The sequence below is a fragment of the Streptomyces sp. NPDC050287 genome (assembly GCF_044459385.1).
Lineage (GTDB): Bacteria > Actinomycetota > Actinomycetes > Streptomycetales > Streptomycetaceae > Streptomyces.
Map to the genome: position 1 here is coordinate 51231 of NZ_JBITIY010000014.1, position 21835 is coordinate 73065.

22 protein-coding genes are annotated in these 21835 nt (G+C 71.5%); 14 read left to right on the forward strand and 8 right to left on the reverse strand.

The features are described 5' to 3' along the window. Positions 1 to 27 precede the first annotated feature (27 nt). From ACIBK3_RS36775 to ACIBK3_RS36810, 8 genes are read left to right on the forward strand one after another with little or no spacing between them, the layout of a single operon-like run. Positions 28 to 1110 (forward strand): sugar ABC transporter substrate-binding protein, encoded by a 1083-nt coding sequence (locus ACIBK3_RS36775; protein ID WP_399372090.1) that lies wholly within the window; start codon positions 28 to 30, stop codon positions 1108 to 1110. Next, complete coding sequence (locus tag ACIBK3_RS36780) at positions 1107 to 2669, forward strand: sugar ABC transporter ATP-binding protein (protein ID WP_399372092.1); 1563 nt, start codon at positions 1107 to 1109, stop codon at positions 2667 to 2669. The genes ACIBK3_RS36775 and ACIBK3_RS36780 overlap by 4 nt, the downstream gene beginning before the upstream one ends. A gap of 1 nt (position 2670) precedes the next feature. Beyond that, the gene (locus ACIBK3_RS36785) at positions 2671 to 3687 is read left to right on the forward strand and encodes an ABC transporter permease (RefSeq protein WP_399372353.1); all 1017 of its coding nucleotides are present in this window, start codon (positions 2671 to 2673) and stop codon (positions 3685 to 3687) included. A 36-nt stretch (positions 3688 to 3723) separates the two neighbouring features. After that, entirely contained in the window at positions 3724 to 5076 is a 1353-nt protein-coding gene (locus ACIBK3_RS36790) for an L-fuconate dehydratase (protein ID WP_399372093.1), read from the forward strand. After that, on the forward strand, positions 5073 to 5828 hold the full coding sequence (locus ACIBK3_RS36795; RefSeq protein WP_399372095.1) for an SDR family NAD(P)-dependent oxidoreductase: 756 nt from the start codon (positions 5073 to 5075) through the stop codon (positions 5826 to 5828). Before ACIBK3_RS36790 ends, ACIBK3_RS36795 begins: the two co-directional genes overlap by 4 nt. Continuing rightward, positions 5825 to 6823, forward strand: a complete 999-nt coding sequence (locus ACIBK3_RS36800; protein ID WP_399372096.1) for an aldo/keto reductase — start codon at positions 5825 to 5827, stop codon at positions 6821 to 6823. Before ACIBK3_RS36795 ends, ACIBK3_RS36800 begins: the two co-directional genes overlap by 4 nt. Then, positions 6820 to 7134 (forward strand): L-rhamnose mutarotase, encoded by a 315-nt coding sequence (locus ACIBK3_RS36805; RefSeq protein ID WP_399372097.1) that lies wholly within the window; start codon positions 6820 to 6822, stop codon positions 7132 to 7134. Before ACIBK3_RS36800 ends, ACIBK3_RS36805 begins: the two co-directional genes overlap by 4 nt. Continuing rightward, a complete protein-coding gene (locus tag ACIBK3_RS36810) occupies positions 7131 to 7955 on the forward strand; it encodes an amidohydrolase family protein (protein WP_399372099.1) in 825 nt (274 codons plus the stop codon). The genes ACIBK3_RS36805 and ACIBK3_RS36810 overlap by 4 nt, the downstream gene beginning before the upstream one ends. A gap of 19 nt (positions 7956 to 7974) precedes the next feature. Here the strand turns inward: ACIBK3_RS36810 and ACIBK3_RS36815 are convergent, their stop codons facing one another. After that, complete coding sequence (locus ACIBK3_RS36815; protein ID WP_399372100.1) at positions 7975 to 9402, reverse strand: lipase maturation factor family protein; 1428 nt, start codon at positions 9400 to 9402, stop codon at positions 7975 to 7977. A gap of 295 nt (positions 9403 to 9697) precedes the next feature. On the opposite strand from ACIBK3_RS36815, the gene ACIBK3_RS36820 reads away from it, so the two are divergent. Both ACIBK3_RS36820 and ACIBK3_RS36825 read left to right on the forward strand, forming a co-directional pair. After that, a complete protein-coding gene (locus ACIBK3_RS36820; RefSeq protein ID WP_399372102.1) occupies positions 9698 to 11773 on the forward strand; it encodes a SpoIIE family protein phosphatase in 2076 nt (691 codons plus the stop codon). A 60-nt stretch (positions 11774 to 11833) separates the two neighbouring features. Next, the gene (locus ACIBK3_RS36825) at positions 11834 to 12697 is read left to right on the forward strand and encodes an Fpg/Nei family DNA glycosylase (protein ID WP_399372104.1); all 864 of its coding nucleotides are present in this window, start codon (positions 11834 to 11836) and stop codon (positions 12695 to 12697) included. 28 nt (positions 12698 to 12725) lie between these two features. Here the strand turns inward: ACIBK3_RS36825 and ACIBK3_RS36830 are convergent, their stop codons facing one another. From ACIBK3_RS36830 to ACIBK3_RS36840, 3 genes are all read right to left on the reverse strand, one after another. Next, positions 12726 to 13385 carry a zf-HC2 domain-containing protein gene (locus ACIBK3_RS36830; protein ID WP_399372106.1) on the reverse strand — a complete coding sequence of 220 codons (660 nt, stop codon included), beginning with the start codon at positions 13383 to 13385 and terminating at the stop codon, positions 12726 to 12728. A 160-nt stretch (positions 13386 to 13545) separates the two neighbouring features. After that, positions 13546 to 14061, reverse strand: a complete 516-nt coding sequence (locus ACIBK3_RS36835) for a hypothetical protein (protein ID WP_399372108.1) — start codon at positions 14059 to 14061, stop codon at positions 13546 to 13548. 137 nt (positions 14062 to 14198) lie between these two features. Beyond that, the gene (locus ACIBK3_RS36840; protein WP_399372109.1) at positions 14199 to 14744 is read right to left on the reverse strand and encodes a sigma-70 family RNA polymerase sigma factor; all 546 of its coding nucleotides are present in this window, start codon (positions 14742 to 14744) and stop codon (positions 14199 to 14201) included. A gap of 210 nt (positions 14745 to 14954) precedes the next feature. Here ACIBK3_RS36840 and ACIBK3_RS36845 point away from each other — a divergent pair, with 210 nt between their 5' ends. Then, positions 14955 to 16103, forward strand: coding sequence for a CapA family protein (locus ACIBK3_RS36845; protein WP_399372110.1), 1149 nt, complete (start codon positions 14955 to 14957; stop codon positions 16101 to 16103). A gap of 385 nt (positions 16104 to 16488) precedes the next feature. Here ACIBK3_RS36845 and ACIBK3_RS36850 read toward each other — a convergent pair whose 3' ends face one another. After that, positions 16489 to 16950, reverse strand: coding sequence for a universal stress protein (locus ACIBK3_RS36850; protein WP_399372112.1), 462 nt, complete (start codon positions 16948 to 16950; stop codon positions 16489 to 16491). 87 nt (positions 16951 to 17037) lie between these two features. On the opposite strand from ACIBK3_RS36850, the gene ACIBK3_RS36855 reads away from it, so the two are divergent. Both ACIBK3_RS36855 and ACIBK3_RS36860 read left to right on the forward strand, forming a co-directional pair. Beyond that, positions 17038 to 17379, forward strand: coding sequence for a hypothetical protein (locus ACIBK3_RS36855; protein ID WP_399372115.1), 342 nt, complete (start codon positions 17038 to 17040; stop codon positions 17377 to 17379). Between the two features lie 402 nt (positions 17380 to 17781). Further along, on the forward strand, positions 17782 to 18645 hold the full coding sequence (locus tag ACIBK3_RS36860; protein ID WP_399372117.1) for a polysaccharide deacetylase family protein: 864 nt from the start codon (positions 17782 to 17784) through the stop codon (positions 18643 to 18645). A 34-nt stretch (positions 18646 to 18679) separates the two neighbouring features. Here ACIBK3_RS36860 and ACIBK3_RS36865 read toward each other — a convergent pair whose 3' ends face one another. Further along, positions 18680 to 19351, reverse strand: a complete 672-nt coding sequence (locus ACIBK3_RS36865) for a class F sortase (RefSeq protein ID WP_399372118.1) — start codon at positions 19349 to 19351, stop codon at positions 18680 to 18682. 332 nt (positions 19352 to 19683) lie between these two features. Here ACIBK3_RS36865 and ACIBK3_RS36870 point away from each other — a divergent pair, with 332 nt between their 5' ends. After that, positions 19684 to 20181 (forward strand): hypothetical protein, encoded by a 498-nt coding sequence (locus ACIBK3_RS36870; protein WP_399372120.1) that lies wholly within the window; start codon positions 19684 to 19686, stop codon positions 20179 to 20181. A gap of 456 nt (positions 20182 to 20637) precedes the next feature. Here the strand turns inward: ACIBK3_RS36870 and ACIBK3_RS36875 are convergent, their stop codons facing one another. Together ACIBK3_RS36875 and ACIBK3_RS36880 are read right to left on the reverse strand one after the other, a co-directional pair. Further along, positions 20638 to 21402 (reverse strand): hypothetical protein, encoded by a 765-nt coding sequence (locus ACIBK3_RS36875; RefSeq protein WP_399372121.1) that lies wholly within the window; start codon positions 21400 to 21402, stop codon positions 20638 to 20640. A gap of 23 nt (positions 21403 to 21425) precedes the next feature. Continuing rightward, a complete protein-coding gene (locus ACIBK3_RS36880) occupies positions 21426 to 21554 on the reverse strand; it encodes a hypothetical protein (RefSeq protein WP_399372123.1) in 129 nt (42 codons plus the stop codon). Positions 21555 to 21835 lie beyond the last annotated feature (281 nt).

Below are 21835 nucleotides of genomic sequence, written 5' to 3' on the forward strand. Positions count from 1 at the left end.
CGAACACGCTCGACGAGGAGCCACCAGATGCCCGGCAGAACAGTGGGGAAGCGGAACAAGATGCGGAGTGTCGGCGCGGTGGTGGTAGCCGCCGGCGCCTCTCTCGTGCTCGCCGCGTGCGGCAGCACCAAGGACACGGGTGGTGCCTCCAGCGCGGGAGGTGCCGGAGGTGACGGCAAGGGAAAGGTGGGAGTGATCCTGCCCCTGCTGACCTCGCCCTTCTGGCAGTCGTACAACGACTACGTGCCGAAGATGGCGAAGTCCGAAGGCGTGGACGCGCTGAAGACGGTCAACTCCAACAGTGACCCGTCCCAGCAGATCACCGACATCAACAACGAACTCAACCAGGGCGTCAAGGGCCTGGTCGTCGCGCCGCTGGACAGCGCCGCCATCGAGGCCGGCCTGGACCAGGCCGAACGCAAGGGCGTACCGGTCGTCGCGGTGGACGTGGCGCCCGACAAGGGCAAGGTCGCCATGGTCGTGCGCGCCAACAACATCGCTTACGGGGAGAAGGCCTGCCAGTATCTCGGCAAGCAGATCCCCTCCGGCAAGGTCGTGCAGATCATGGGCGACCTCGCCTCGGTCAACGGCCGGGAGCGCTCCGAGGCCTTCCGCGCCTGCGTGAGCAAGAACTTCCCGAAGCTGAAGGTGCTGGAGATCCCCGCCAAGTGGGAGTCCGACACCGCCGCGTCCAAGCTGGACACGCTGCTCAACGCCAACCCCGACCTCAAGGGCATCTACATGCAGGCCGGCGGTGTCTACCTCGCGCCGACCCTGCAGACCCTCAAGTCGAAGGGCATGCTGAAGAAGGCGGGCCAGGCGGGCCACATCACGATCGTCTCCAACGACGGCATCCCGCAGGAGTTCGACGCCATCCGCAAGGGCGAGATCGACGCGACCGTCTCCCAGCCCGCCGACGCCTACGCCAAGTACGGCATGTACTACATCGAGGCGGCGATGGAGGGGAAGACGTTCAAGCCGGGGCCGACGGACCACGACTCGACCATCGTCAAGCTGCCCAGCGGCATCCTCGAGGACCAGCTGCCCGCGCCCCTGGTCACCAAGGACAACGTCGACGACTCCAATCTCTGGGGCAACACGGTCAAATGAGCACGCCACTCGTTGAAGCGCGTGGGGTCGTCAAGCGCTACGGCCCCACCACCGCCCTCGCCGACGGCAGGCTCACCGTCCTGCCCGGCGAGTCCCACGCCCTCGTCGGCCGCAACGGTGCCGGCAAGTCCACCCTCGTCACTCTGCTCACCGGTCTCCAGGCGCCGGACGAGGGCACGGTCCGCTTCGAAGGCGAGCCCGCGCCCCCGCTGGCCGACCGGGACGCCTGGCGCCGCAAGGTGGCCTGCGTCTACCAGAAGCCCACGGTCGTCCCGGAGTTGACGGTCGCCGAGAACCTGTTCATCAACCGGCAGCCGCTGCAACGCGGTTTCATCAGCTGGCGGCGGCTCAAGGCCGAGGCCACCGAACTGCTCGACGCCTGGGACGTGCGGGTCGACCCGGAGGCGCGCACCGCAGACCTCAAGGTCGAGGACCGCCAAATGGTGGAGATCGCGCGGGCGTTGAGCTTCGGCACCCGCTTCATCGTCCTCGACGAGCCGACCGCCCAGCTCGACAACCGCGAGATCGAGCGGCTCTTCACCCGCATGCGGTCACTCCAGGACTCCGGCGTCACCTTCCTGTTCATCTCGCACCACCTCCAGGAGGTGTACGAGGTCTGCCAGACCGTGACCGTGCTGCGGGACGCCCGCTGGATCACCACGGCCCCGGTCGCCGACCTGCCGAGGACCTCCCTGGTCGAGGCCATGGCGGGGGAGAGCATCCAGACCCTCGCGGAACAGTCCGTCCAGGAAAGGGTGGTCGACGAGTCCGCCCCCGTCATCCTGGACGCCCGCGGGCTCACCTCGGACGCGTACGAGAACGTCGACCTGACCGTCCGCCGCGGCGAGGTCGTCGGACTCGCCGGGTCCAGCGGCAGCGGCAAGATCGAGCTGGCCGAGTCGTTCACCGGGCTGCACACCCCGCACGGCGGCACCGCTCGACTGGACGGGAAACCGCTGCCGTTCGGTGACGTCACGGCCGCGCTGAAGGCCGGTGTCGGCTGCGTGCCCCGGGACCGTCATGTCCAGGGGCTCGTCGTCGGCATGACCATCGGCGACAACGCCACCCTGAGCGTCCTGGACCGGCTCGGCCGCTACGGATTCGTCGGCACCGACCGCAAACGCGGCTTCGCCACCGAGCTGATCGAACGACTCGACATTCACACCGAGGGACCCGACCAGCCCGTTTCCGACTTGTCCGGCGGCAACGCCCAGAAGGTCGTCATGGCCCGCGCCCTCGCCTCCGACCCGCACCTGCTGGTCCTCATCAACCCCACCGCGGGCGTGGACGTGAAGTCCAAGGAGTCCCTGCTGGCCCGCGTGGACAGCGCTCGCGAGGACGGCACCGCCGTACTGGTCGTCTCCGACGAACTCGACGACCTCAGGCGCTGCGACCGCGTCCTCGTCCTCTTCCACGGCCGCGTCGTCGCCGAGTATCCGGCGGGCTGGCGCGACCACGAGCTGATCGCCTCCATCGAAGGAGTGGACCATGGCTACAGCGTCTCCCCGGGGGACGACCCCCGGACCCCCGGCCGGGAAGGGGGAAGCCGGGGTGACTGAGATGAAGGCACCGCCGGTCACACAGGCCAGTGTCCCGGGCCCGAGCTCGGCCAGGACCGTACTGCTGCGGCGGGCCCGCGAACTGGCCCTCGTCCCCGCCCTGTTGCTGCTGATGGTGCTCGGTGCGGTGGTCAACGACTCGTTCCTCACCGAACGCAACCTGATCTCCATCCTCGGAGCCTCCGCCGCCCTCGCGATGGTGGTGCTGGCCGAGTCCCTGGTCCTGATCACCGGCAAGTTCGACCTCTCCCTGGAGTCGGTGGTCGGCATCGCGCCGGCCGTCGGGGCACTGCTCGTGCTGCCCGCCGCCCAGTCCGGCTGGGGCACCGAGTTCCCGGCCGCGCTCGCGCTGCTGGCGATCCTCGTCGTCGGCGCGGTGATCGGCGCGTTCAACGGGATCCTGGTCGTCAAGTTCAAGCTGAACGCGTTCATCGTGACGCTCGCGATGCTGATCGTCCTGCGCGGCCTGCTCGTCGGCGCCACCAAGGGCAAGACACTGTTCGGCATGCCGGACAGCTTCTACTCGCTCGCGACCACCACCTTCCTCAACGTCCCGATGTCGGTGTGGCTCGCCGCGGCCGCCTTCGCGATCGCCGGGTTCGTGCTCAAGTACCACCGCGTCGGACGCGCGCTGTACGCCATCGGCGGCAACGCGGACGCGGCCCGCGCAGCCGGCATCCGCGTCGACCGGGTGATGCTCGGGGTGTTCGTCGTCGCCGGTGTCCTGGCCTCCGTGGGCGGCCTGCTGCAGACCGGTTACGTCGGCGCGATCAGCGCCAACCAGGGTCAGAACATGATCTTCACCGTGTTCGCGGCGGCGGTGATCGGCGGCATCAGCCTCGACGGCGGCAAGGGCACCATGTTCGGCGCCCTGACCGGCGTCCTCCTGCTCGGTGTCGTACAGAACCTGCTCACGCTCGCCCAGGTGCCGTCGTTCTGGATCCAGGCCATCTACGGCGGAATCATCCTGGTCGCCCTCATGATCGCCCGCGTCACCACCGGCCGTGCCCAGGACTGACCCGCCTCGTCCCTGCCACCCACCGAAAGGTCCTCTGTGTCCGCGACGCCCGTCCGCATCACCGCGGTCGACACCTACGACATCCGCTTCCCCACCTCGCGCGAGCTGGACGGCTCCGACGCGATGAACCCGGACCCCGACTACTCGGCGGCGTACGTCGTGCTGCGCACGGACTCCCCAGAGGGCCCGGGCGGACCGGAGGGGCACGGCTTCACCTTCACCATCGGGCGGGGCAACGAGGTCCAGGTCGCCGCGATCCACGCACTGCGCCACCATGTGGTCGGGCGGTCCGTCGACGAGGTGTGCGCCGACCCCGGGTCCCTCTTCCGGGACCTGATCGGGGACAGCCAGCTGCGCTGGCTCGGGCCCGAGAAGGGCGTGATGCACATGGCGATCGGCGCGGTCGTCAACGCCGTATGGGATCTGGCGGCCAAGCGCGCCGGCAAGCCGCTGTGGCGGCTGCTCGCCGAGGCCGACCCCGAGTGGCTGGTTGGCCAGATCGACTTCCGCTACCTCACCGACGCGCTCACCCCCGAGGAGGCGCTGGAGCTCCTGCGCAAGGGCCGGGACGGCGCCGCCGACCGCACCACGAACCTGCTGGCCGCCGGCTTCCCCGCCTACACCACCTCGCCGGGCTGGCTCGGCTACAGCGACGAGAAACTGACGCGCCTCGCCGCCGAGGCCGTCGCCGACGGCTTCCGGCAGATCAAGCTGAAGGTCGGCGCGGACCTCGACGACGACGTACGGCGCTGCCGCGTCGCCCGTTCGGTCGTCGGCCCCGACATCCGCATGGCGATCGACGCCAACCAGCGCTGGGACGTGGGCGAGGCGATCCGCTGGACCAAGGCCCTCTCCGAGTTCGACGTCTACTGGGTCGAGGAGCCCACCAGCCCCGACGACATCCTCGGCCACGCGGCCATCCGCCGGGCCGTGGCCCCGGTGAAGGTCGCCACCGGCGAGCACGTCCAGAACAGGATGATCTTCAAGCAGCTCCTCCAGGCCGGCGCCGTCGACATCGTCCAGATCGACGCGGCCCGGGTCGCCGGAGTCAACGAGAACCTCGCGATCCTCCTGCTGGCGGCCAAGTTCGGGGTCCCGGTCTGCCCGCACGCGGGCGGTGTCGGCCTGTGCGAACTCGTCCAGCACCTGTCGATGTTCGACTACGTGGCTCTCTCCGGCACCACCGAGGACCGGGTCATCGAGTACGTCGACCATCTGCACGACCACTTCATCGACCCGGTGGTCATCCGCGAGGGTCACTACACGGCACCCACCACGCCGGGCTTCTCGGCCGCCATGCGCCCCGAGTCGATCGCGCGGTACACATACCCCGACGGCGCCTTCTGGGTGGCCGACCTCGCCGAGCAGAAGAAGGGACAGGCGGCATGAACGACTTCGCGGGACTCAAGGCACTGGTCACCGGCGGTGCCTCCGGCATCGGCCGGGCGACGGCGGAACTCCTCGTCGCGCGCGGCGCCCAGGTCGCCGTGCTCGACCTGGACCTGTCGTCGGTCGAGAAGCCGCTGCTCGGCTACCGGGCCGACGTCACCGACGACGCCTCCGTCCGCGAGGCCGTCGCGGCCGCCGCGGCCGACCTGGGCGGGCTCGACATCGTGGTCAACAACGCGGGCATCGGCGCCCAGGGCACCGTCGAGGACAATCCCGACGACGAGTGGCACCGGGTGCTCGACGTCAACGTCGTCGGCATGGTCCGGGTGGCCCGCGCCGCCCTGCCCCACCTGCGGGAATCCGCGCACGCGGCGATCGTCAACACCTCCTCCATCGCGGCCACGGCAGGTCTCCCGCAGCGGGCCCTCTACAGCGCGACCAAGGGCGCGGTGTACTCCCTCACCCTCGCCATGGCCGCCGACCACGTCCGCGAGGGCATCCGCGTCAACTGCGTGAACCCCGGCACCGCGGACACCCCATGGGTCGGCCGCCTGCTGTCCAAGGCCGCCGACCCGGCCGCCGAACGCGCCGCCCTGGAGGCCCGCCAGCCCACCGGCCGCCTGGTCAGCGCCGACGAGGTGGCGGGCGCGGTCGCCTACCTCGCGAGCCCGCTGTCCGGCGCCACGACCGGCACGTCCCTCGCCGTGGACGGCGGCATGCAGGGGCTGCGACTGCGGCCGGTGGGCCGGTGAACCGGCTGGGCCGCAGCGGCGTCGAGGTCAGCGCGCTGTCCTTCGGCGCCGCCGGCATCGGCAACCTCTACGCCGAGATCGGCGAGGAGCAGGTCCGGGCGACCGTCGAGGCCGCCTGGACCGTGGGCATGCGCTACTTCGACACCGCGCCGCACTACGGACTCGGCCTGTCCGAACGCCGCCTCGGCAGCGCCCTGCGTGCGCGTCCGCGCCCGGCGTACACGATCTCCACGAAGGTCGGACGGCTCCTGGAGCCCACCGACGGCGGCGGCGACGACCTCGCGAACGGCTTCGCGGTCCCCGCCACCCACCGCCGCGTGTGGGACTTCAGCGCCGACGGCGTACGCCGCAGCCTGGACGCCAGCCTCGAACGGCTCGGCCTCGACCGGGTCGACGTCGTCTACCTCCATGACCCCGACGACCACGCCGAACAGGCCTTCCACGAGGGCTATCCGGCGCTGGAGAAGCTCCGCTCGGAGGGCGTGGTCGGCGCGATCGGCGCGGGCATGAACCAGGCCGAGATGCTCACCCGCTTCGTCCGCGACACCGACGTCGACGTGGTGCTGTGCGCCGGCCGGTACACGCTCCTGGACCAACGGGCTCTCGCCGAACTCCTGCCGGCGGCGCAGGAACGCGGCACGTCCGTCATCATCGGCGGCGCCTTCAACTCCGGCCTGCTGGCGGATCCGAAGCCGGGAGCGACGTACAACTACGCCCAGGCGCCGGCCGACTTGCTGGACCGGGCCCTGCGCCTGAAGTCCCTCGCCGACCGCCACGGCACAACACTGCGCGCCGCCGCCCTGGCCTTCTGCGCCGCCCACCCGGCGGTCGCGAGCGTCCTGGTCGGCGTCCGATCGGCGGCCGAAGTCCGCGACTGCGCGGACCAGTTCACCGCGACCGTCCCCGCCGCCTTCTGGCAGGAGCTGCGCGACACCGGCCTGCTGCCCGCCGAGGCCCCCGTCCCCGCCGAGAAGCCCTCGCAGGAGCCGTCATGAGAGTCGCCCTGCACACCAAGGTCCGCGGTGACCGCATCGGCGAGTACGAGGCCGCCCACCGCGAGGTCCCGGCCGAGCTCACCGACGCGATCCGCGCCGCCGGCGCCACCTCCTGGACGATCTGGCGCAGCGGCACCGACCTCTTCCACGTCCTGGAGTGCGAGGACTACGGCCGTCTCCTCGCCGAGCTGGAGAAGCTCCCGGTCAACGTGGCCTGGCAGGCCCGCATGGCCGAGCTGCTGGACGTGGTGCACGACTACTCCAGCGAGGGATCGGACGCCGGCCTGCCCGTCGTATGGGAGCTGCCGTGACCGTGGACGCGCACCACCATGTGTGGGACCTGTCCGTACGGGACCAGGACTGGATCGCCGAGGGCAGTGGGATCCGGCGCGACTTCACGGTGGCGGACCTGGCACCCGAGGCGCTGGCGGCCGGAGTCGACCGCACCGTCCTGGTCCAGACGATCACGGTGCCCGAGGAGACCCCGGAGTTCCTCGCCCTGGCGGCCGCCCATGACCTGATCGGGGGCGTCGTCGGCTGGACCGACCTCACCCGCCCCGACGTCGCCGACGAACTGGCCCGGCTGCGGGAACTGCCCGGCGGGCAGTACCTCAAGGGCATCCGTCACCAGGTCCAGGGGGAGCCGGACCCTCAGTGGCTGCTCCGGGCGGACGTACGGCGCGGTCTCGCCGCCGTGGCCGACGCGGGGCTCGTCTACGACCTGGTCGTGCTGCCCCACCAGCTCCCGGCCTGCGCCAGGGCGGCGGCGGACCACGAGGGCCTCACCTTCGTCCTGGACCACCTGGGCAAACCGCCCATCGCGTCCGGCGCGCGAGAACCCTGGGCCACGGCCGTCCGCACCCTCGCCGCCCGGCCCAACACCGTCTGCAAACTCTCCGGCATGGTCACCGAGGCGGACCCCGCCACCTGGACCGTCGACGACCTGCGCCCGTACGCCGACGCCGTGCTGGACGCCTTCGGACCGCAGCGGCTGATGTTCGGCTCGGACTGGCCGGTGTGCACGCTCGCCGCGACCTACGGCGAAGTGCTGGGCGCGGCCCGCGAGTTGACTTCCCCCGCCGACCGCACCCAGATCTTCGAAACCACCGCGACGCGCGTCTACGGCCTCTGAGCACCCCCGCCATCCGCCTCTACGACCTCTGAGCCACCCCCGTCAGCCGCGTCGGCGGCAGATACTCGCGCACATACGTCCGCTGCCAGCAGGCCCCCGTCTCCCGCAGCTCACGCCAGGTCGTGTAGCGGTAGCGGAAGAGGCGGGCGCGGATGTAGCGGGGCGGGGCGTCGGGTGGGAACGGGGAGCGGCGCAGCAGCCTCAGGGTGTCGCGGTCGTTCTCCAGCAGCCGTTCCACCAGGGCGCTGAACCAGGTCCCCGCGTACGCGGGGGAGAGCGCGGCGAACCACATCATCCAGTCGAGCCGCAGATGGTACGGCGCGAACTGGCGCGGCCAGCGCCGGGGATCGCCCGGCTTGCCCTTGAACTCGTACTCCCGCCAGCCGGAGTCCTCGCGCGGTACGTCGTCGTCCGTGCCCTCGACGACCACCTCGTAGCGGATCCGGCTGACGCTGCCGAACGCCCCGTAGGTGTTGACCAGATGGAGGGGATCGAAGGAGCGGTTCATGATCTGGCGGCGGGAGATCATGTTGCGGACCGGCTGGTAACTCAGGCCGACGAGCAGGGCCGCGACCGTGAGGACCAGCACCTCGTACCAGAGGGGCGCCGGCCCCGGACCCGGCGACGGCGGATCGCTCGGGAACGCCACCGCCGGCAGGGCCAGCACGATGGTGATCCAGTTCAGCCAGGAGAAGTTGCCCGACAGCACCAGCCACAGCTGGGTGAGGATCATCAGCGAGGCCGCCGCCGTGGCGATCGGCTGCGGGGTGAACAGCAGGAAAGGCACGGCGAGCTGAGTGACGTGGTTGGCGGCCACCTCCGTCCGGTGCAGGGGTTTGGGCAGGTGGTGGAAGAACCAGCTCAGCGGGCCCGGCATGGGCTGTGTCTCGTGGTGATGGTCGAGACAGGTGAGCTTGCGCCAGCACTCGTCGCCGCGCATCTTGATCAGCCCCGCGCCGAACTCGACCCGGAACAGGATCCAGCGCAGCAGGAACAGCACCAGGACCGGCGGCGCCACCTCGTCGTTGCCGATGAACACCGCCAGGAAACCGACCTCCAGGAGCAGGGACTCCCAGCCGAAGCCGTACCAGGTCTGGCCGACGTTCACGATCGACAGGTACAGCACCCAGGGGACGAACCACAGCAGCATCGCGGCGCCCAGGGGGAGCCGGGAGTCGAGGCCCGCGAGCAGCGCCGCCGACACCGCGCAGCCCGCCCACGCGCAGGCCGCGAAGAAACGGTCCGAGTAGTGCAGGTGGAACAGGCTCGGCGCCCGCCGGAACGGTACCCGCTCGGTGAACCGGGGCACCGGCAGCATGCCGCGCTCACCCAGCAGCGCCCGGAACTGCAGGGCCGCCGTCAGGAACGCCACGAGGTACACGGCCGCCAGAGCCCGCTGGAAGACCAGCCGGCTCATCCAGTACTCGGGTGCGGTGAACCAGTCCACGGCGGTGTGCTCCTGTCCCCATTCTCTGTTCTCTCGACTCTGTCGGCATTCTCTGTTCTCTCGACTCTGTCGGCTCTCTCGCCGAACACGCTTGCGCCCGGACGCCTGCGTGACTCTCCGTGTACCTCGCCTCCGGTTCCGTAACCCGAGTGAGTGGAGCGGACGATGGTTGTGGTGCGGACATCCACCCGGGACCTCGCCACGACCGGTGAATCGACGGGTGACGGCCTTGCCCCGGCATACAAACTCTGTCAGCCCGCTCGAAGAATCAGACAAATCCTGGCAAGGTAGCCCCATGGTTGATCGGGGAGCGAGCGCCCTGTCACTCCCGGACGACTGGCCCGCCCACCCGGATCCGATCCTGGCGCTCAACCGCATGGGCAGCTTCGACTGGGACCTGGACGCCGGGCTGTTCCACATGGACGCCCAGGCCCACGAGGTCTTCGACCTGCGCCCCGACGAATACGACGGCCACCCGTCGTCCCTGGCGGTGCGGGTCCCGCGCGCGGAGGGCCACCGGCTCGACGCCCTGGTCGCGCAGGCCATGAAGGACGGCAGCGAGAACTACGGCGCCTACTTCCGGCTGCGCTGCCGCGACGGCTCCCTGCGCTGGACCCACACCCAGGGCTACATCCGGCGCGACGAGACGGGCCGTCCGCGCCGCATCGTCGGCATCCTCCGCGACGCCACCCAGGAGCTCCGCGAACTCGACTCCCGCCAGGAGCAGGCCGCCCAGGACGAGGCGCGGCGCCGCCAGACCAACGTCGTGCAGCTCACCACCGCCGCCCTCGCCCACGCCCACACGGTCGACGACGTGATCGACGTCCTCAAGGACACCCACGGCCTCATCCACCTCGGTGCGACCAGCCTGGTCATGGGGCTGGTCGAGGCCGGGCGGATCAGGCTGATCGCCGAGGGCCCCGCGGGCAGTTTCGTACCCGGCACGCGCGTCACCAGGATCGACGAGCAGTACCCGATGAGCGAGGTCGTGCGTACCCTCAGCCCCCGTTTCATCGAGTCGCCGGAGGAGTTCGCCGAGCGTTATCCGCTGCTGTGGCCGCACATCACCGGCCTGCACATCACCGCCGCCGCGTATCTGCCGCTCATCGCCGAGGCCCGCCCGATCGGCGCCGTGGGCCTGCTCTACAGCGACCGGCGCGGCTTCTCACCCGAGGACCGCAACGTCCTGATCGCCCTCGGCAGCAGCATCGCGCAGAGCCTCATGCGGGCCATGCTCCACGAGCAGGACAAGGACCTCGCCACCGGCCTCCAGCAGGCCATGCTGCCGCGCACCATCCCCAGCGTCCCCGGTGCCGACGTCGCCGTCCGCTACCGCTCCGCCTCCCTGGGCCGGGACATCGGCGGCGACTGGTACGACCTGATCCCGCTGCCGGGCGGCCGGGTCGGCGCCGTCATCGGCGACGTCCAGGGCCACGACACCCACGCCGCCGCCGTCATGGGTCAGCTGCGGATCGTCCTGCGGGCCTACGCCGCCGAGGGCCACACCCCGGCCGCCGTGATGGCCCGGGCCTCCGTATTCCTCCACGAACTCGACACCGACCGTTTCGCCACCTGTCTGTACGCGGAGGCAGACCTGTTGACCGGAGTGGTCCAGGTGGTCCGGGCGGGCCACATCGACCCGCTGATCCGGCGGCCCGACGGCAGCTGCCGCCGGGTGTCCGTCGAGGGCGGCCTCCCGCTCGGCCTGTCCGCCGAGTTCGGGCGCCTCGCCTACCCGGTCGCCACCCTCGAACTCGACCCGGGCGACACTCTCTTGCTGTGCACCGACGGCCTGGTCGAACAGCCCGGCGCCGACCTCGACGACGGCATGCGCACCCTCATCGCCATGATCGCCACCGGCCCGGACGACGTACGTGACCTCGCCGACCGGCTCATCGACGTGGCCGAGGAACGCGGCGGCGACGACGACGTGGCCCTGCTCCTGCTGCGCCGCCGCGGCCTGGACGCCCCCCAGTCGGGCGGCCGGCTCCAGCAGCATGTGGCGTCCGGCGACCCCGAGGCCCTCGCCGAGGCGCGGCACATGATCCGCGCCGCGGTCGACGCCTGGGGCGCCCACCCGCTCTCCGACGAGATCGAACTGGTCGCCGACGAACTGATCACCAACGCTCTGATGCACACCGAGGGCCCCGCGATCGTCACCCTCAGGGCCCTCACCGGCAGCGACCGCCGGGTAAGGGTCGAGGTCGAGGACTCCTCCAGCGCCCTGCCCCGCCGCCGCGAGGCGGGCGAGTCGGGAGTGTCCGGCCGGGGCCTGCTCCTTGTCGACCTGCTCGGCGACGCGTGGGGCGTGGAGGCGCGGGGTGGCGGCAAAGTGGTGTGGTGCGAGTTCGTCGTACCGCAGCGGAGCTGAGGGAATGCGAACTCGCTGCACTGAGCTGAGCACTCCGGTCTTCGGTGGCACTCTGGACGTATGCCGGAACTCCCCGAGGTCGAAGCGCTCAAGGACTTCCTCACCGAGAACGTCGTCGGGCACGAGATCGTCCGGGTGCTGCCCGTCGCGATCAGCGTCCTGAAGACGTTCGACCCCCCGCTCACCGCCGTCGAGGGCCGCGAAGTCACCGCGGTGCACCGGCACGGCAAGTTCCTCGACCTGGTCATGGACGGCGGCCCGCACGTCGTGACCCACCTGGCCCGCGCGGGCTGGCTGCACTGGAAGGACAAGCTCCCCGACGGCCCGCCACGCCCCGGAAAGGGCCCCTTGGCCCTGCGCGTCGCCCTAGAGACGGGAGCCGGCTTCGACCTGACCGAGGCGGGCACCCAGAAACGCCTCGCGGTGTACGTCGTCCGGGATCCGCAGGAGGTCCCCGGCGTGGCCCGCCTCGGCCCCGACCCGCTCGCCGACGACTTCGACGAGGCCCGCCTCGCCACCCTGCTGAAGGGCGAGCGCCGCCAGATCAAGGGCGCGCTGCGCGACCAGGGCCTGATCGCCGGCGTCGGCAACGCGTACAGCGACGAGATCCTGCACGCGGCGAAGATGTCCCCCTTCAAACCGACCTCCTCGCTCACCCCGGAGGAGACCACGAGGCTGTACGAGGCCCTGCGCACCACCCTCACCGAGGCGATCGAACGCTCCCGCGGGGTGGCGGCCGGCCGCCTGAAGTCGGAGAAGAAGAGCGGCCTGCGCGTCCACGGCCGCACCGGCCGGCCCTGCCCGGTGTGCGGCGACACCATCCGCGAGGTCTCCTTCAGCGACTCCTCGCTCCAGTACTGCCCGACCTGCCAGACCGGCGGCAAGCCCCTCGCGGACCGCAGACTGTCCCGGCTGCTGAAGTAGCCCCGCGGCTGAGCGCACCTGCCAGAGGTCAGGAGGGCTTGAGGGTCACCAGATGCTCACCGGCGCTGGTGCGGACCTCGTAGTGGTCGATCTGGTCGGTGTGCCGGGTCGAGCCACCGTGCATGGTGTTCGGCCGGGCATCGTGCCGGGGCACGTTCCAGGTGGTGAGGATTTCTTCGGTGCCGTCCACGCCGACGGCGATCAGCCGGCAGGAGCGGGGGCCGGCCCCGTCCTTGACCGTGATCTCGACATCGCTGCCCCAGGCCTCGTCCTCGGTGGTCAGCTGTGCCCACACACCCGACCGCTCGTCGGTCGCGGTCACCCGCACGTCCTGGGGCCGCGGGTCGGCGCCCTTCGCCAGCATCGTGATCGCGGGCCCGGCCACCGCGAACACCACCGCGGCGGCCACCACGTACAACAGCCGCCGACGCCGCGCCCGGTGCCGCGTGGCGACCTCGCCGAGCAGCCGGTCCAGCAGCCGCGGGCCCGGCTGCGTCATGGGATGCACGACCCGCGGGGTGGCCCGCCGGTAGAGCATCATCTGCCGGGTCACCGGCCCGAACTCGGTCACGTGTGCCGTACAGCGGGGGCACTCCATGAGGTGGTCCTCGAAGCGGAAGGCCTCCGCCTCGTCCAGCACGCCGAGCGCGTACGCGCCGACGTCGCGATGCCTCTCCAGGGACCTCATGCCGAATCCTCGTGCCGTTGGGTGCGGGTGGGGTTACTCGTTGCCCCCACCGGTACGCACCAACCAGCCGAATCACTCAAGCCGCACACCGAATCGTAACCAAGGGATTCGGAGCGGCCCGAGCCGAGGATTGGTCCAAGGCGAAACGAATCCAAAGAATCTAGAAGAGGTGGATGGCCAGGTGCCCCAAGGGCAACCCCAGCTGCCAGGCAGGCGTCCACACCTTGGGCCCGTCGTCCTCGCCGACCGCCGCACCACCGCCCGGCACCGCGTTGAGATCGGGCGCGAGCAGCTCGGTCTCCTCCAGCCAGCGCCAGGCCGCCCGCGCCAGCTCCAGATCGGGCCATGGGCCGCCGGTCAGGGCCGTCTCGGCGGTGAGCGCGGCCATCCGCTCGCACACCCAGTCCTGCCACGGCTGGTCGTACGCCGTCAGCGACAGCCAGTTCTCCAGCTGGGAGACCACCTGGATGCCGGACAGCTCACCGTCGGTGTCGGAGAGGTAGATGGTCAGCGCCAGCGCGTCCCGTCCGGCGCGGAACTCGAACGACGTCGGCGGCATCAGATCACCGGACCGCAGCAGCTCGTCGGCGATGTACTCGGCGTACAGCCAGGCCATGGGGACGATCAGTTCCCTACCGCCGCCCCCGCCCGTGCTCTCTTGACCTCTGTGCAGCATCCCTTCCTGCCTTCCTCCGGTTGCGTGCGCGTCGCCCGTCGCCGGGTCCTCAGTCCGGAACACGGATGAGGACAGCCGATTACTCAACCGGGGTCAGCGGCAAGGCGCTTTACGGAGGCTTGACTCAGCCATTGGTTTCACCGCAGGTCGGCCGCGTATCCCGGAAGGACCCGGCGCAGGGCGCGCAGTGCGTAGTACGCGCGGGACTTCACGGTACCGGGCGGAATTCCGAGGATCCCCGCGGCTTCCGCCACACTCGCCCCCTGGAAATACACCAGCACCAGGACTTCACGGTGCTCCGGAGTGAGTGTCTTCACAGCTTCCCGGACGTCGAGCGTGGCCGCCGCCCGCTCGGCGTGGTCCGCGCACACCCGCGCGTTCTCCAGGATCGCGTCGCCGACCTCGGCCGGGCGCGCCTGCCGGGCCCGCCGTGCGTCGATCGCGAGCCGCCTGCCCACGGTCAGCAGCCACGGCCGTACGGACTCGAAGTCGTCGGCGCGCAATGCCTCGGGATGCTGCCAGGCGCGGACGAGGGTTTCCTGGACGAGGTCCTCGGCGCGCTGTCGGTCGCCGTCACAGAGCCGGAGCAACAGCGCGAAGAGGGGCCGGCCGTGCTCGCGCTGCAGTGCGGCGAGCTCGTGCTCGGCGGTCGTCCCGTTCGTGAGAGTGGTTCCGGCCGTCATGGCCGTATGCCACAACAGGGGGCCGTTTCTGGACAGGGTGGGCGCACAGGTCTGCGGCGGACGGTCGATCGCGTCGACGAACGGTTCGACGAACGGTCCCTTCCGCCGCCTTGAGGCTCCGGACGGGTTAACGGCGAGGGCCGCGGTGTTTGCGGGCGCCTACAGCTTCGTACCTATTGGTGGGTAAATATGACCACAAGGGGTGAGCTGATGATTGCACGCAGTCGACAGGTGGCCCTGGCCCTCACGGCCGTTCTCGCCGCGGGCGCCGCCTGCCAGGCCCACGAGCACGAGGCGCCGGGGCACCCCGCCCCGTCCGCGAACGGCTCCCGGGGCTTCACGCTCGTCGCCTCCGGCGACGTCCTCCCGCACAGCTCCATCATCGACCGGGCCCGCTACGACGGCGGCGGCACCGGCTACGACTTCCGCCCGATGCTCTCCGGCATCCAACCGGTCGTCTCCCGCGCCGACCTGGCGCTGTGCCACATGGAGACCGTATACGGCGCCAACGGCGCCTACACCGGCTACCCCACCTTCAAGTCCCCGCCCGAAGTGGCCAAGGCCCTCGCCGCCACCGGCTACGACGGCTGCTCCACCGCCTCCAACCACACCCTCGACGACGGCGCCGGCGGAATCCGCCGCACCCTGGACGCCCTCGACCGCGCGGGCGTACGGCACGCCGGCTCGGCCCGCACCGAGGCCGAGGCCCGCACGGTCACCGTGCTGCGCGCGGGCACGGCGCGGGTCGCCCATCTCGCCTACACCTACGACACGAACGGCTTCCCGCTCCCGCCCGGGCAGCCCTGGGCCGTCAACCTGATGAACGAGAACCAGATCCTGGCGGACGCCCGCACCGCCCGGAAGGCCGGCGCCGACGTGGTCGTCGTGTCCCTGCACTGGGGCACCGAATGGCAGGACGCCCCCGACGAGCGGCAACTGACCCTGGCCCGCGACCTCACCGCCGCCCGCACCGGAGGCCGCCCCGACATCGACCTGATCCTCGGCACGCACGCCCATATTCCGCAGGCGTACGAGAAGGTCAACGGCACCTGGGTGATCTACGGCATGGGCGACCAGATCGCCGGCGAGATGTTCAACTACCAGGGCGCCCAGGACCCGCGCGGCAACCAGTCCACCCTCGGCCGCTTCACCTTCGCCCCGCCCGCGCGCGCGGGACAGCGCTGGCGGGTGACGAAGGCGGAGTTCGTGCCGCAGTGGTTCGACGTCGACGCGGGACGGGTGGTGAACCTCAACGAGGCGCTCGCCGCGGGCGCCGACGTGCGCGCCGTGCGCGACCGCATCCGGCAGGTGGTGCTGAGCCGGGGCGCCGCGAAGGACGGCCTCACCATGGGACGGTAACCGGGCGTTGCGGACCACCGCCGCCCGCCCTCTGCGCCGGCGCGGTCACCGCCCGCAGCCCCGGCGTGCCCACCGCCGGCCGCCCGCAGCCCCGGCGTGCCCACCGCCGCCCGCCCGCAGCCCCGGCGTGCCCACCGCCGCCCGCCGCCGGCGCTGCGTGCTCACGGGCGAGGGCGGCGGTGATCGTCGTCCTTGCCGCCGTGGTCCGCTCCGCCTGAGGCGCCGTCATGGTCCGCGTCAGTCAGCGGTGCCGGCTCCGCCCGCACTCCCACGGACAGCCCGTCGGCCGGTACCGCCTGCTCCGCCTTGCGTCGCGCCCGCCGGTACGGCCGTCGGGATTCCGCACGCTCTGCGGCCGAGGGGACGCGGACCCCGCACCCAGCGGCTACGGCACCACCGTCACCGGCCACCGCCCCGCCTTCACCAGCCGTACCGCCACCGAGCCGACGATCCGGTGGCCGGCCTGCTCCGAGGCGCCCACGACCACCGCGTCCGCCTTGAGTTCGTCCGCCGCCTTCACCAGGCCGCCGTAGGGATCGCCGCGGAAGGTGTGGAACTCCCAGCGCACGTCGAATATCCCCCGGTTCTGCTCGGTCGCCTCCCGGATCTGCGCCACCAGGCCCTCGGCGATCTCGTCGGTCGTCTCCGCGACCGGCGCACCGACGGCCGCTCCACCGGCCAGCACCGGCTGCACGTACACGACGGCGAGCAGGGCGCGCTGGCGCCGGGCCAGGCCACCGGCGTACGCCGCCGCACGCAGCGAGGAGTCGGAGCCGTCCACGCCCACCACGATGACCTTGGGCCCGTCCGTGCCCCGCTCGAACTGTTGCGCATGCTGTTCCGTCACGGCAGCGAGGCTATCGGAAACCGCAGGTCCCGCCCTGCCGCGGGCCCCTCGACGGGCAGGGCCGCCGGGTGTTCCTGCGGTCGGAACATGAGTGCCGGCCTGGAGGCCGCGCCCGCGAAGGACACCAGGGGTCGGACGGGGCCGGCCTGGCCGACGCTCTCGGAGTCGTCGGCCTGTGTCGCCGTCGCTCTGTCCGGCGCGTTCGCCCCGCTCAACGTCGCCGAACTGTGCGCGACCGCACCCGAACCGGACGTCCGCAGGATCTCCCTGAACTTCCCCCATGTTCCGCTCGGCCCTCGAGGAGGGCGCCCGCAACGGCCCATGCGCCGGCGCCGGCCCCGGCCCGTCCTCAGGCTCCGGCGGATGCTCCTTCTGTTTTTCGCCCGCTGGTGGCGTCTGGAGCCCCTGTACCGCTCCAACGCCCCCTAGCAGCCCCTGCGGTAGCCCCGCTTCATCCGTTACGGCGACACCGGCGCCCTCGCCCGCTTCGGCCTGGACCTCCGGGATCGCCGAAGGATTCGTCTCCGTACCGTCGTTGCGCAAACTCCGGGGAAAAGGGGCACCCGAAGGGCGGGTTCCGGCCGGCCGCCACCGAAGGCCTGCCGTCGCTCTCGGCGCTCGGTCTCGACGGAGGGGACGAGGCCGGCTCCGGCGCACCGGATGCGGACCTGCCCGAACAGGTCCGCATCCGGCACCTGACGATCCGCGAGACACTGCCGTGGCCCTGGCACGCCGCCGCTGACCCCACGGGCTGGGCCGAGTGGGTGTTTTCATGCCGCCGCTCCGGTGTCGGTGTAGTGCGTCGGGTGCGCGGTGGGCGACTGATGAGTCATGACGAAGGATCAGTTGCTCACACGGCTGTCGACGGCGGCGGCGGTGCTCACGCGGCGCCGGGTCCTGCTCGCGGGCGCCGCGGCCTGCGGTGCGGCCGGCACGGCCGGTCTGCTGGCGCCGGGCTCGGGCGGCGAACCGGTCCGGCCCGCGCCCGCCGCCGGCTCCCAGGCGCGTCCCGAGCTCAAACCCTCCGCCTACCGCCTCCAGCCCCTGACCGGATACGGCCCGCCCCGGGTCGAGCCCGCCCGGGCCCAGGTACGGCGCGAACCGTTCCTGCGCCTGTCCGGGCGCGGCAGCACCATGGTGCTGACCTTCGACGACGGGCCCGACCCCCGCTACACCCCGAAGATCCTGGACACCCTTGCCGAGTACGACGTCCGCGCGATGTTCTTCGTGTGCGGGGAGATGGCCTCCTACCGCCCGGACCTGCTGGCCCGGATGGCCGACGAGGGCCATGTCGTCGGCAACCACACCTGGTCCCACCCGCTGCTGACCCGGCTCAGCCGCGGCCGGATCCGCTACGAGATGGAACGCACCAGCGACGTCATCGAGGACGCGTACGGCGAACGCCCCCAGTGGTTCCGCGCGCCCTACGGAGCCTGGAACCGGGCCGCCTTCCAACTCGGCGCCGAACTCGGCATGGAACCGCTGGCCTGGACGATCGACACCCTCGACTGGACCAGACCCGGCACCCGCGCCATCGTCAGCCGGGTGGAGCACGGAGCCGCCCCCGGTGTCGTGGTGCTCTCGCACGACGCCGGGGGCGACCGCACCCAGAGCGTCCGGGCATTGCGCGACTATCTGCCGCACCTGCTGGACTGCGGCTACCACATCACCGTCCCACGACGGCAGCCCGTGTGACCGCCGGCGCCGGGCCCGCCCGGTCGGGGAACGCTCAGCGGACCTCGACCAGGCGGGCGAAGACGACGACGTTGCCGGCGTAGCCGCTCTGTTTGGAGAAACCGCCCCCGCAGGTGATGACCCGCAGTTCCGGGGAGCCCTTGGAACCGTAGACGCGGTCGCCGGGGAAGTTGTTCTTCTCGAAGACCTCGATGCCGTAGATCTCGAAAACGGCCGTCTTGCCGTCCTTGCGGGCGATCTCGACGCGGTTTCCCTTCTTCAGGGCCCCGAGTCCGTAGAACACGGCGGGGCCCTGAAGGTTGTCGACGTGCCCGACGACGACGGCTGTGCCCTTCTCGCCCGGGGAGACAGCGCCGGTGAACCAGCCGGCCAGGTTGGGGTCCTCCGGCGGCGGCGCGCCGACCCAGCCGTCCGCGTCCAGACCGACGGGCAGGACCGGTGCGTCGACCCGGATCGACGGGATCCGCACCCGGTCGGGCACGGAGTACGGCAGCGGGGCCGGGGCCGCCAGGAAGGTGCCGGGCGTGGCGGGGCTCTCGGCGGCGGCAGCCGAGGCCGGCTGCGGGGGTCCGACGTCGAACTCCCCCGAGCCGTTGCGAATGAGTGCGAGACCGGTCAGCAGAACAAGCGCTATCACGCCCCAAGGAGCGCGCTTCCTCGGCCGCTCCTCCTCTTCGGCCCAGTCGGCCGGTTCGGACGCAAACATTCGACTTCCCCTCTCGACGTGGCCGTCGCCACGTCATTCGCGCATAGCAGAACGCTAAGTCGCGCCAGGGAAACCGGCGACGGGGCGAAAGCGAACGGGTGGCCCGCCCCTCTTTCGGTGCGCCATCCGAGTTGCCGCGCACAGGAATTTTCTGACGGTCCGTGACCTGCGGTGATATCCGCTTCTGTGCTTTTTCCTCGGCGTGTCCTCTCACCAGGACGGACCATTGCCGAAATGCGGGTCCGTGCAGGGCATCTGAGGGTTTTTCCGGGAGGCGTTCTCTCGCCGATCCACCGGGGACCGTTCCCGGGGCGCCTCCCGCGGAGGATCACATGCGTACTACTCGTGCCCTGGCGGCCGCCGGTGCCGCCGTCACCCTCCTCGGGCTCGCCGCCCCCGCAGCCGTCGCGCGGGACGGCATGGGCGCCCGACCGAGCAACATCGTCGCCCAGCCCAGCGTCATCGCCCGCGGCGGCCAGCTGACGGTCACGGTCGACGGCTGCCCCGCCGGCGGCACCATGACCTCGGACGCCTTCCGGAGCGCGCCCCTGACGCCGATTCCCGGCACCAACGGCGTCTCCAGGGGCACCGCGACGGTCGACCGCAACGCGCGTCCCGGTTCGCACAGCATCACCGTCGACTGCTCCGGCCAGACCCTGACCAACCCGGCCGCCTTCACCGTCATCGGCGGTGTCCGCGGTGGCCTCGGCGGCAGCACCTCCACGGGGGCGACCCCGGCCGACATGGCCATCGGCGGCGGTCTGGTGGCCGCGGCCGCCATCGGCGGCGGGGTGTTCTGGATGCGCCGCCGTGCCGAGCGGCGGATGTGATCCCGCCCGAGGAGACGAACACGTCCTGACGGCAGCCGGTGGCGCGCGGCGTCACCTGTCCTGCGGCCACGACGGTCTCGGACAGGACACTGACGCGAAAGCCCGAGCTCTCGCCGCTCGCGTGCGCGGCGGGGGCGGCGAGGGCGAGGGCCCACGCCCAGCGATGCGGCCCGAGCGGCGGGTATCGCGCCCATGGTGATTCCTCCGGTCCCCGAGGAGCAGCCGCGGACCCTTTCCCTTTCCGCTGTCGATGCACCTCGATGACCGCAACGCTAGGAACACGGGGGCGGCCGCGCGATCCCACTCGTGCGAACGGGGCATGCGTGTGCGCCGGTCAGGGGATCGTGTTCCCGCGATCGGGGGACGGGACCGGTGTGTCGCGCGTCCCCCGGCGGGTCGGGCGGGCCCCGGGGTGAGGGCCTGCAGACGGCCGAGCCGTGCCCCTGGTGAGGGACGTCAGCCCTTGATGCCCGGGAAGAGATTCAGGAACGGGTCCGCCGACGCCGTGATGCCCCGGCTGTAGGGCGCGTCGAAGTCCCAGATCAGGAAGAGCAGGAACGCGATCAGCGCGGAGAACAGCCCGGCGAGGATCAGTTCGCGGGCGGTACGGCGGATCTGCAGCGTGAAGACCATCCCGATGGTGACGGCGGCTCCGGCCAGCAGCCCGAACCACACCACGCCCGGCATGGTGGGCTTGGCCGAGTCCGCCCGGCCGCCTCGGGCCTGGTCCGCGGTGGCCAGCTGGTCGAGGACCGGCTGATAGGCCTGGGCCTCGAAGTCCGTCCTCGGCCGGTAGTCGGTGACGTCGGCGCGGACCCGGTCGAGGAGTTCGGTGCCCCGCTCCGTGACCTCGCCGCTGTCCGCCATGTGCTGCCACTCGGTGTGGACGACGTGTCCGACATAGGCGTTGACATCGTCCCGAATGCGGTAGCGGACGTCGGCCGGGTAGACCCGGACCCGCTCCGAGATCTCGTGCAGCGCCTGGGCCTCCGCCTGTACGTGGTCCTGGGCGCTGCTGCGGGCCTCCCAGACACCCGCGATGGCCAGGCCCAGGACGATGGCGTACACCACGCCGATCCACATGGTCATGTACTCGATGACGTCCGGCGTCTCGCTGGGGTCCTCGTCCTCGGGCGCCCTGCGGTGCCGTACCAGGGTGATGACGACCACCACGGCACAGGCCGCCAGCATCGCGAGGGTGAGAACAAGCCATTCCGGCAAGGGATGCCTCCAGGATCGGGTTGCTAGCGCGGCCGCAGCGCGGCGACGGCGATCACCGCGGGCACGGTGATGAGCAGGACGTAGGTGACCGGCGACGTGGTGCCGTGAGGCTGCCGTTTGCGGGTCAGCGCCTTGTAGCGCGGATACGTCACCGGGGTGACGGTGGGCCGCGGGGCTGGCTTCGCCGACGGTGTGGGGGCCGGGGATGGGGGAGGGGCCGGTGCCGGTGCCGGTGCCGGTGCGGGTGCGGGAGCGGGTGCGGGAGCGGGGTGCGGCGGGGCCGGCCGTGCCCACGGTGGCGACGGGGGCGGTGCGGGCGGCGGCTCGGGCGTCGGGGTCGGTTTCGGCGGCGGGGCGGGACGGGGAGTGGGGGACGGCTCGGGCGGAGGTGGTGTCGGCGTGGGCGTGGGCGTGGGGATGGGCGTAGGGGCAG

What these genes read in the sequence shown, in the direction of transcription:
- ACIBK3_RS36775 (WP_399372090.1), top strand. Translation starts at nt 28, where the DNA reads ATGCCCGGCAGAACAGTGGGGAAGCGGAACAAGATGCGGAGTGTCGGC.
- ACIBK3_RS36780 (WP_399372092.1), top strand. Translation starts at nt 1,107, where the DNA reads ATGAGCACGCCACTCGTTGAAGCGCGTGGGGTCGTCAAGCGCTACGGC.
- ACIBK3_RS36785 (WP_399372353.1), top strand. Translation starts at nt 2,671, where the DNA reads ATGAAGGCACCGCCGGTCACACAGGCCAGTGTCCCGGGCCCGAGCTCG.
- ACIBK3_RS36795 (WP_399372095.1), top strand. Translation starts at nt 5,073, where the DNA reads ATGAACGACTTCGCGGGACTCAAGGCACTGGTCACCGGCGGTGCCTCC.
- ACIBK3_RS36805 (WP_399372097.1), top strand. Translation starts at nt 6,820, where the DNA reads ATGAGAGTCGCCCTGCACACCAAGGTCCGCGGTGACCGCATCGGCGAG.
- ACIBK3_RS36820 (WP_399372102.1), top strand. Translation starts at nt 9,698, where the DNA reads ATGGTTGATCGGGGAGCGAGCGCCCTGTCACTCCCGGACGACTGGCCC.
- ACIBK3_RS36825 (WP_399372104.1), top strand. Translation starts at nt 11,834, where the DNA reads ATGCCGGAACTCCCCGAGGTCGAAGCGCTCAAGGACTTCCTCACCGAG.
- ACIBK3_RS36830 (WP_399372106.1), bottom strand. Translation starts at nt 13,385, where the DNA reads ATGAGGTCCCTGGAGAGGCATCGCGACGTCGGCGCGTACGCGCTCGGC.
- ACIBK3_RS36835 (WP_399372108.1), bottom strand. Translation starts at nt 14,061, where the DNA reads ATGCTGCACAGAGGTCAAGAGAGCACGGGCGGGGGCGGCGGTAGGGAA.
- ACIBK3_RS36840 (WP_399372109.1), bottom strand. Translation starts at nt 14,744, where the DNA reads ATGACGGCCGGAACCACTCTCACGAACGGGACGACCGCCGAGCACGAG.
- ACIBK3_RS36845 (WP_399372110.1), top strand. Translation starts at nt 14,955, where the DNA reads ATGATTGCACGCAGTCGACAGGTGGCCCTGGCCCTCACGGCCGTTCTC.
- ACIBK3_RS36855 (WP_399372115.1), top strand. Translation starts at nt 17,038, where the DNA reads ATGAGTGCCGGCCTGGAGGCCGCGCCCGCGAAGGACACCAGGGGTCGG.
- ACIBK3_RS36860 (WP_399372117.1), top strand. Translation starts at nt 17,782, where the DNA reads ATGACGAAGGATCAGTTGCTCACACGGCTGTCGACGGCGGCGGCGGTG.
- ACIBK3_RS36865 (WP_399372118.1), bottom strand. Translation starts at nt 19,351, where the DNA reads ATGTTTGCGTCCGAACCGGCCGACTGGGCCGAAGAGGAGGAGCGGCCG.
- ACIBK3_RS36870 (WP_399372120.1), top strand. Translation starts at nt 19,684, where the DNA reads ATGCGTACTACTCGTGCCCTGGCGGCCGCCGGTGCCGCCGTCACCCTC.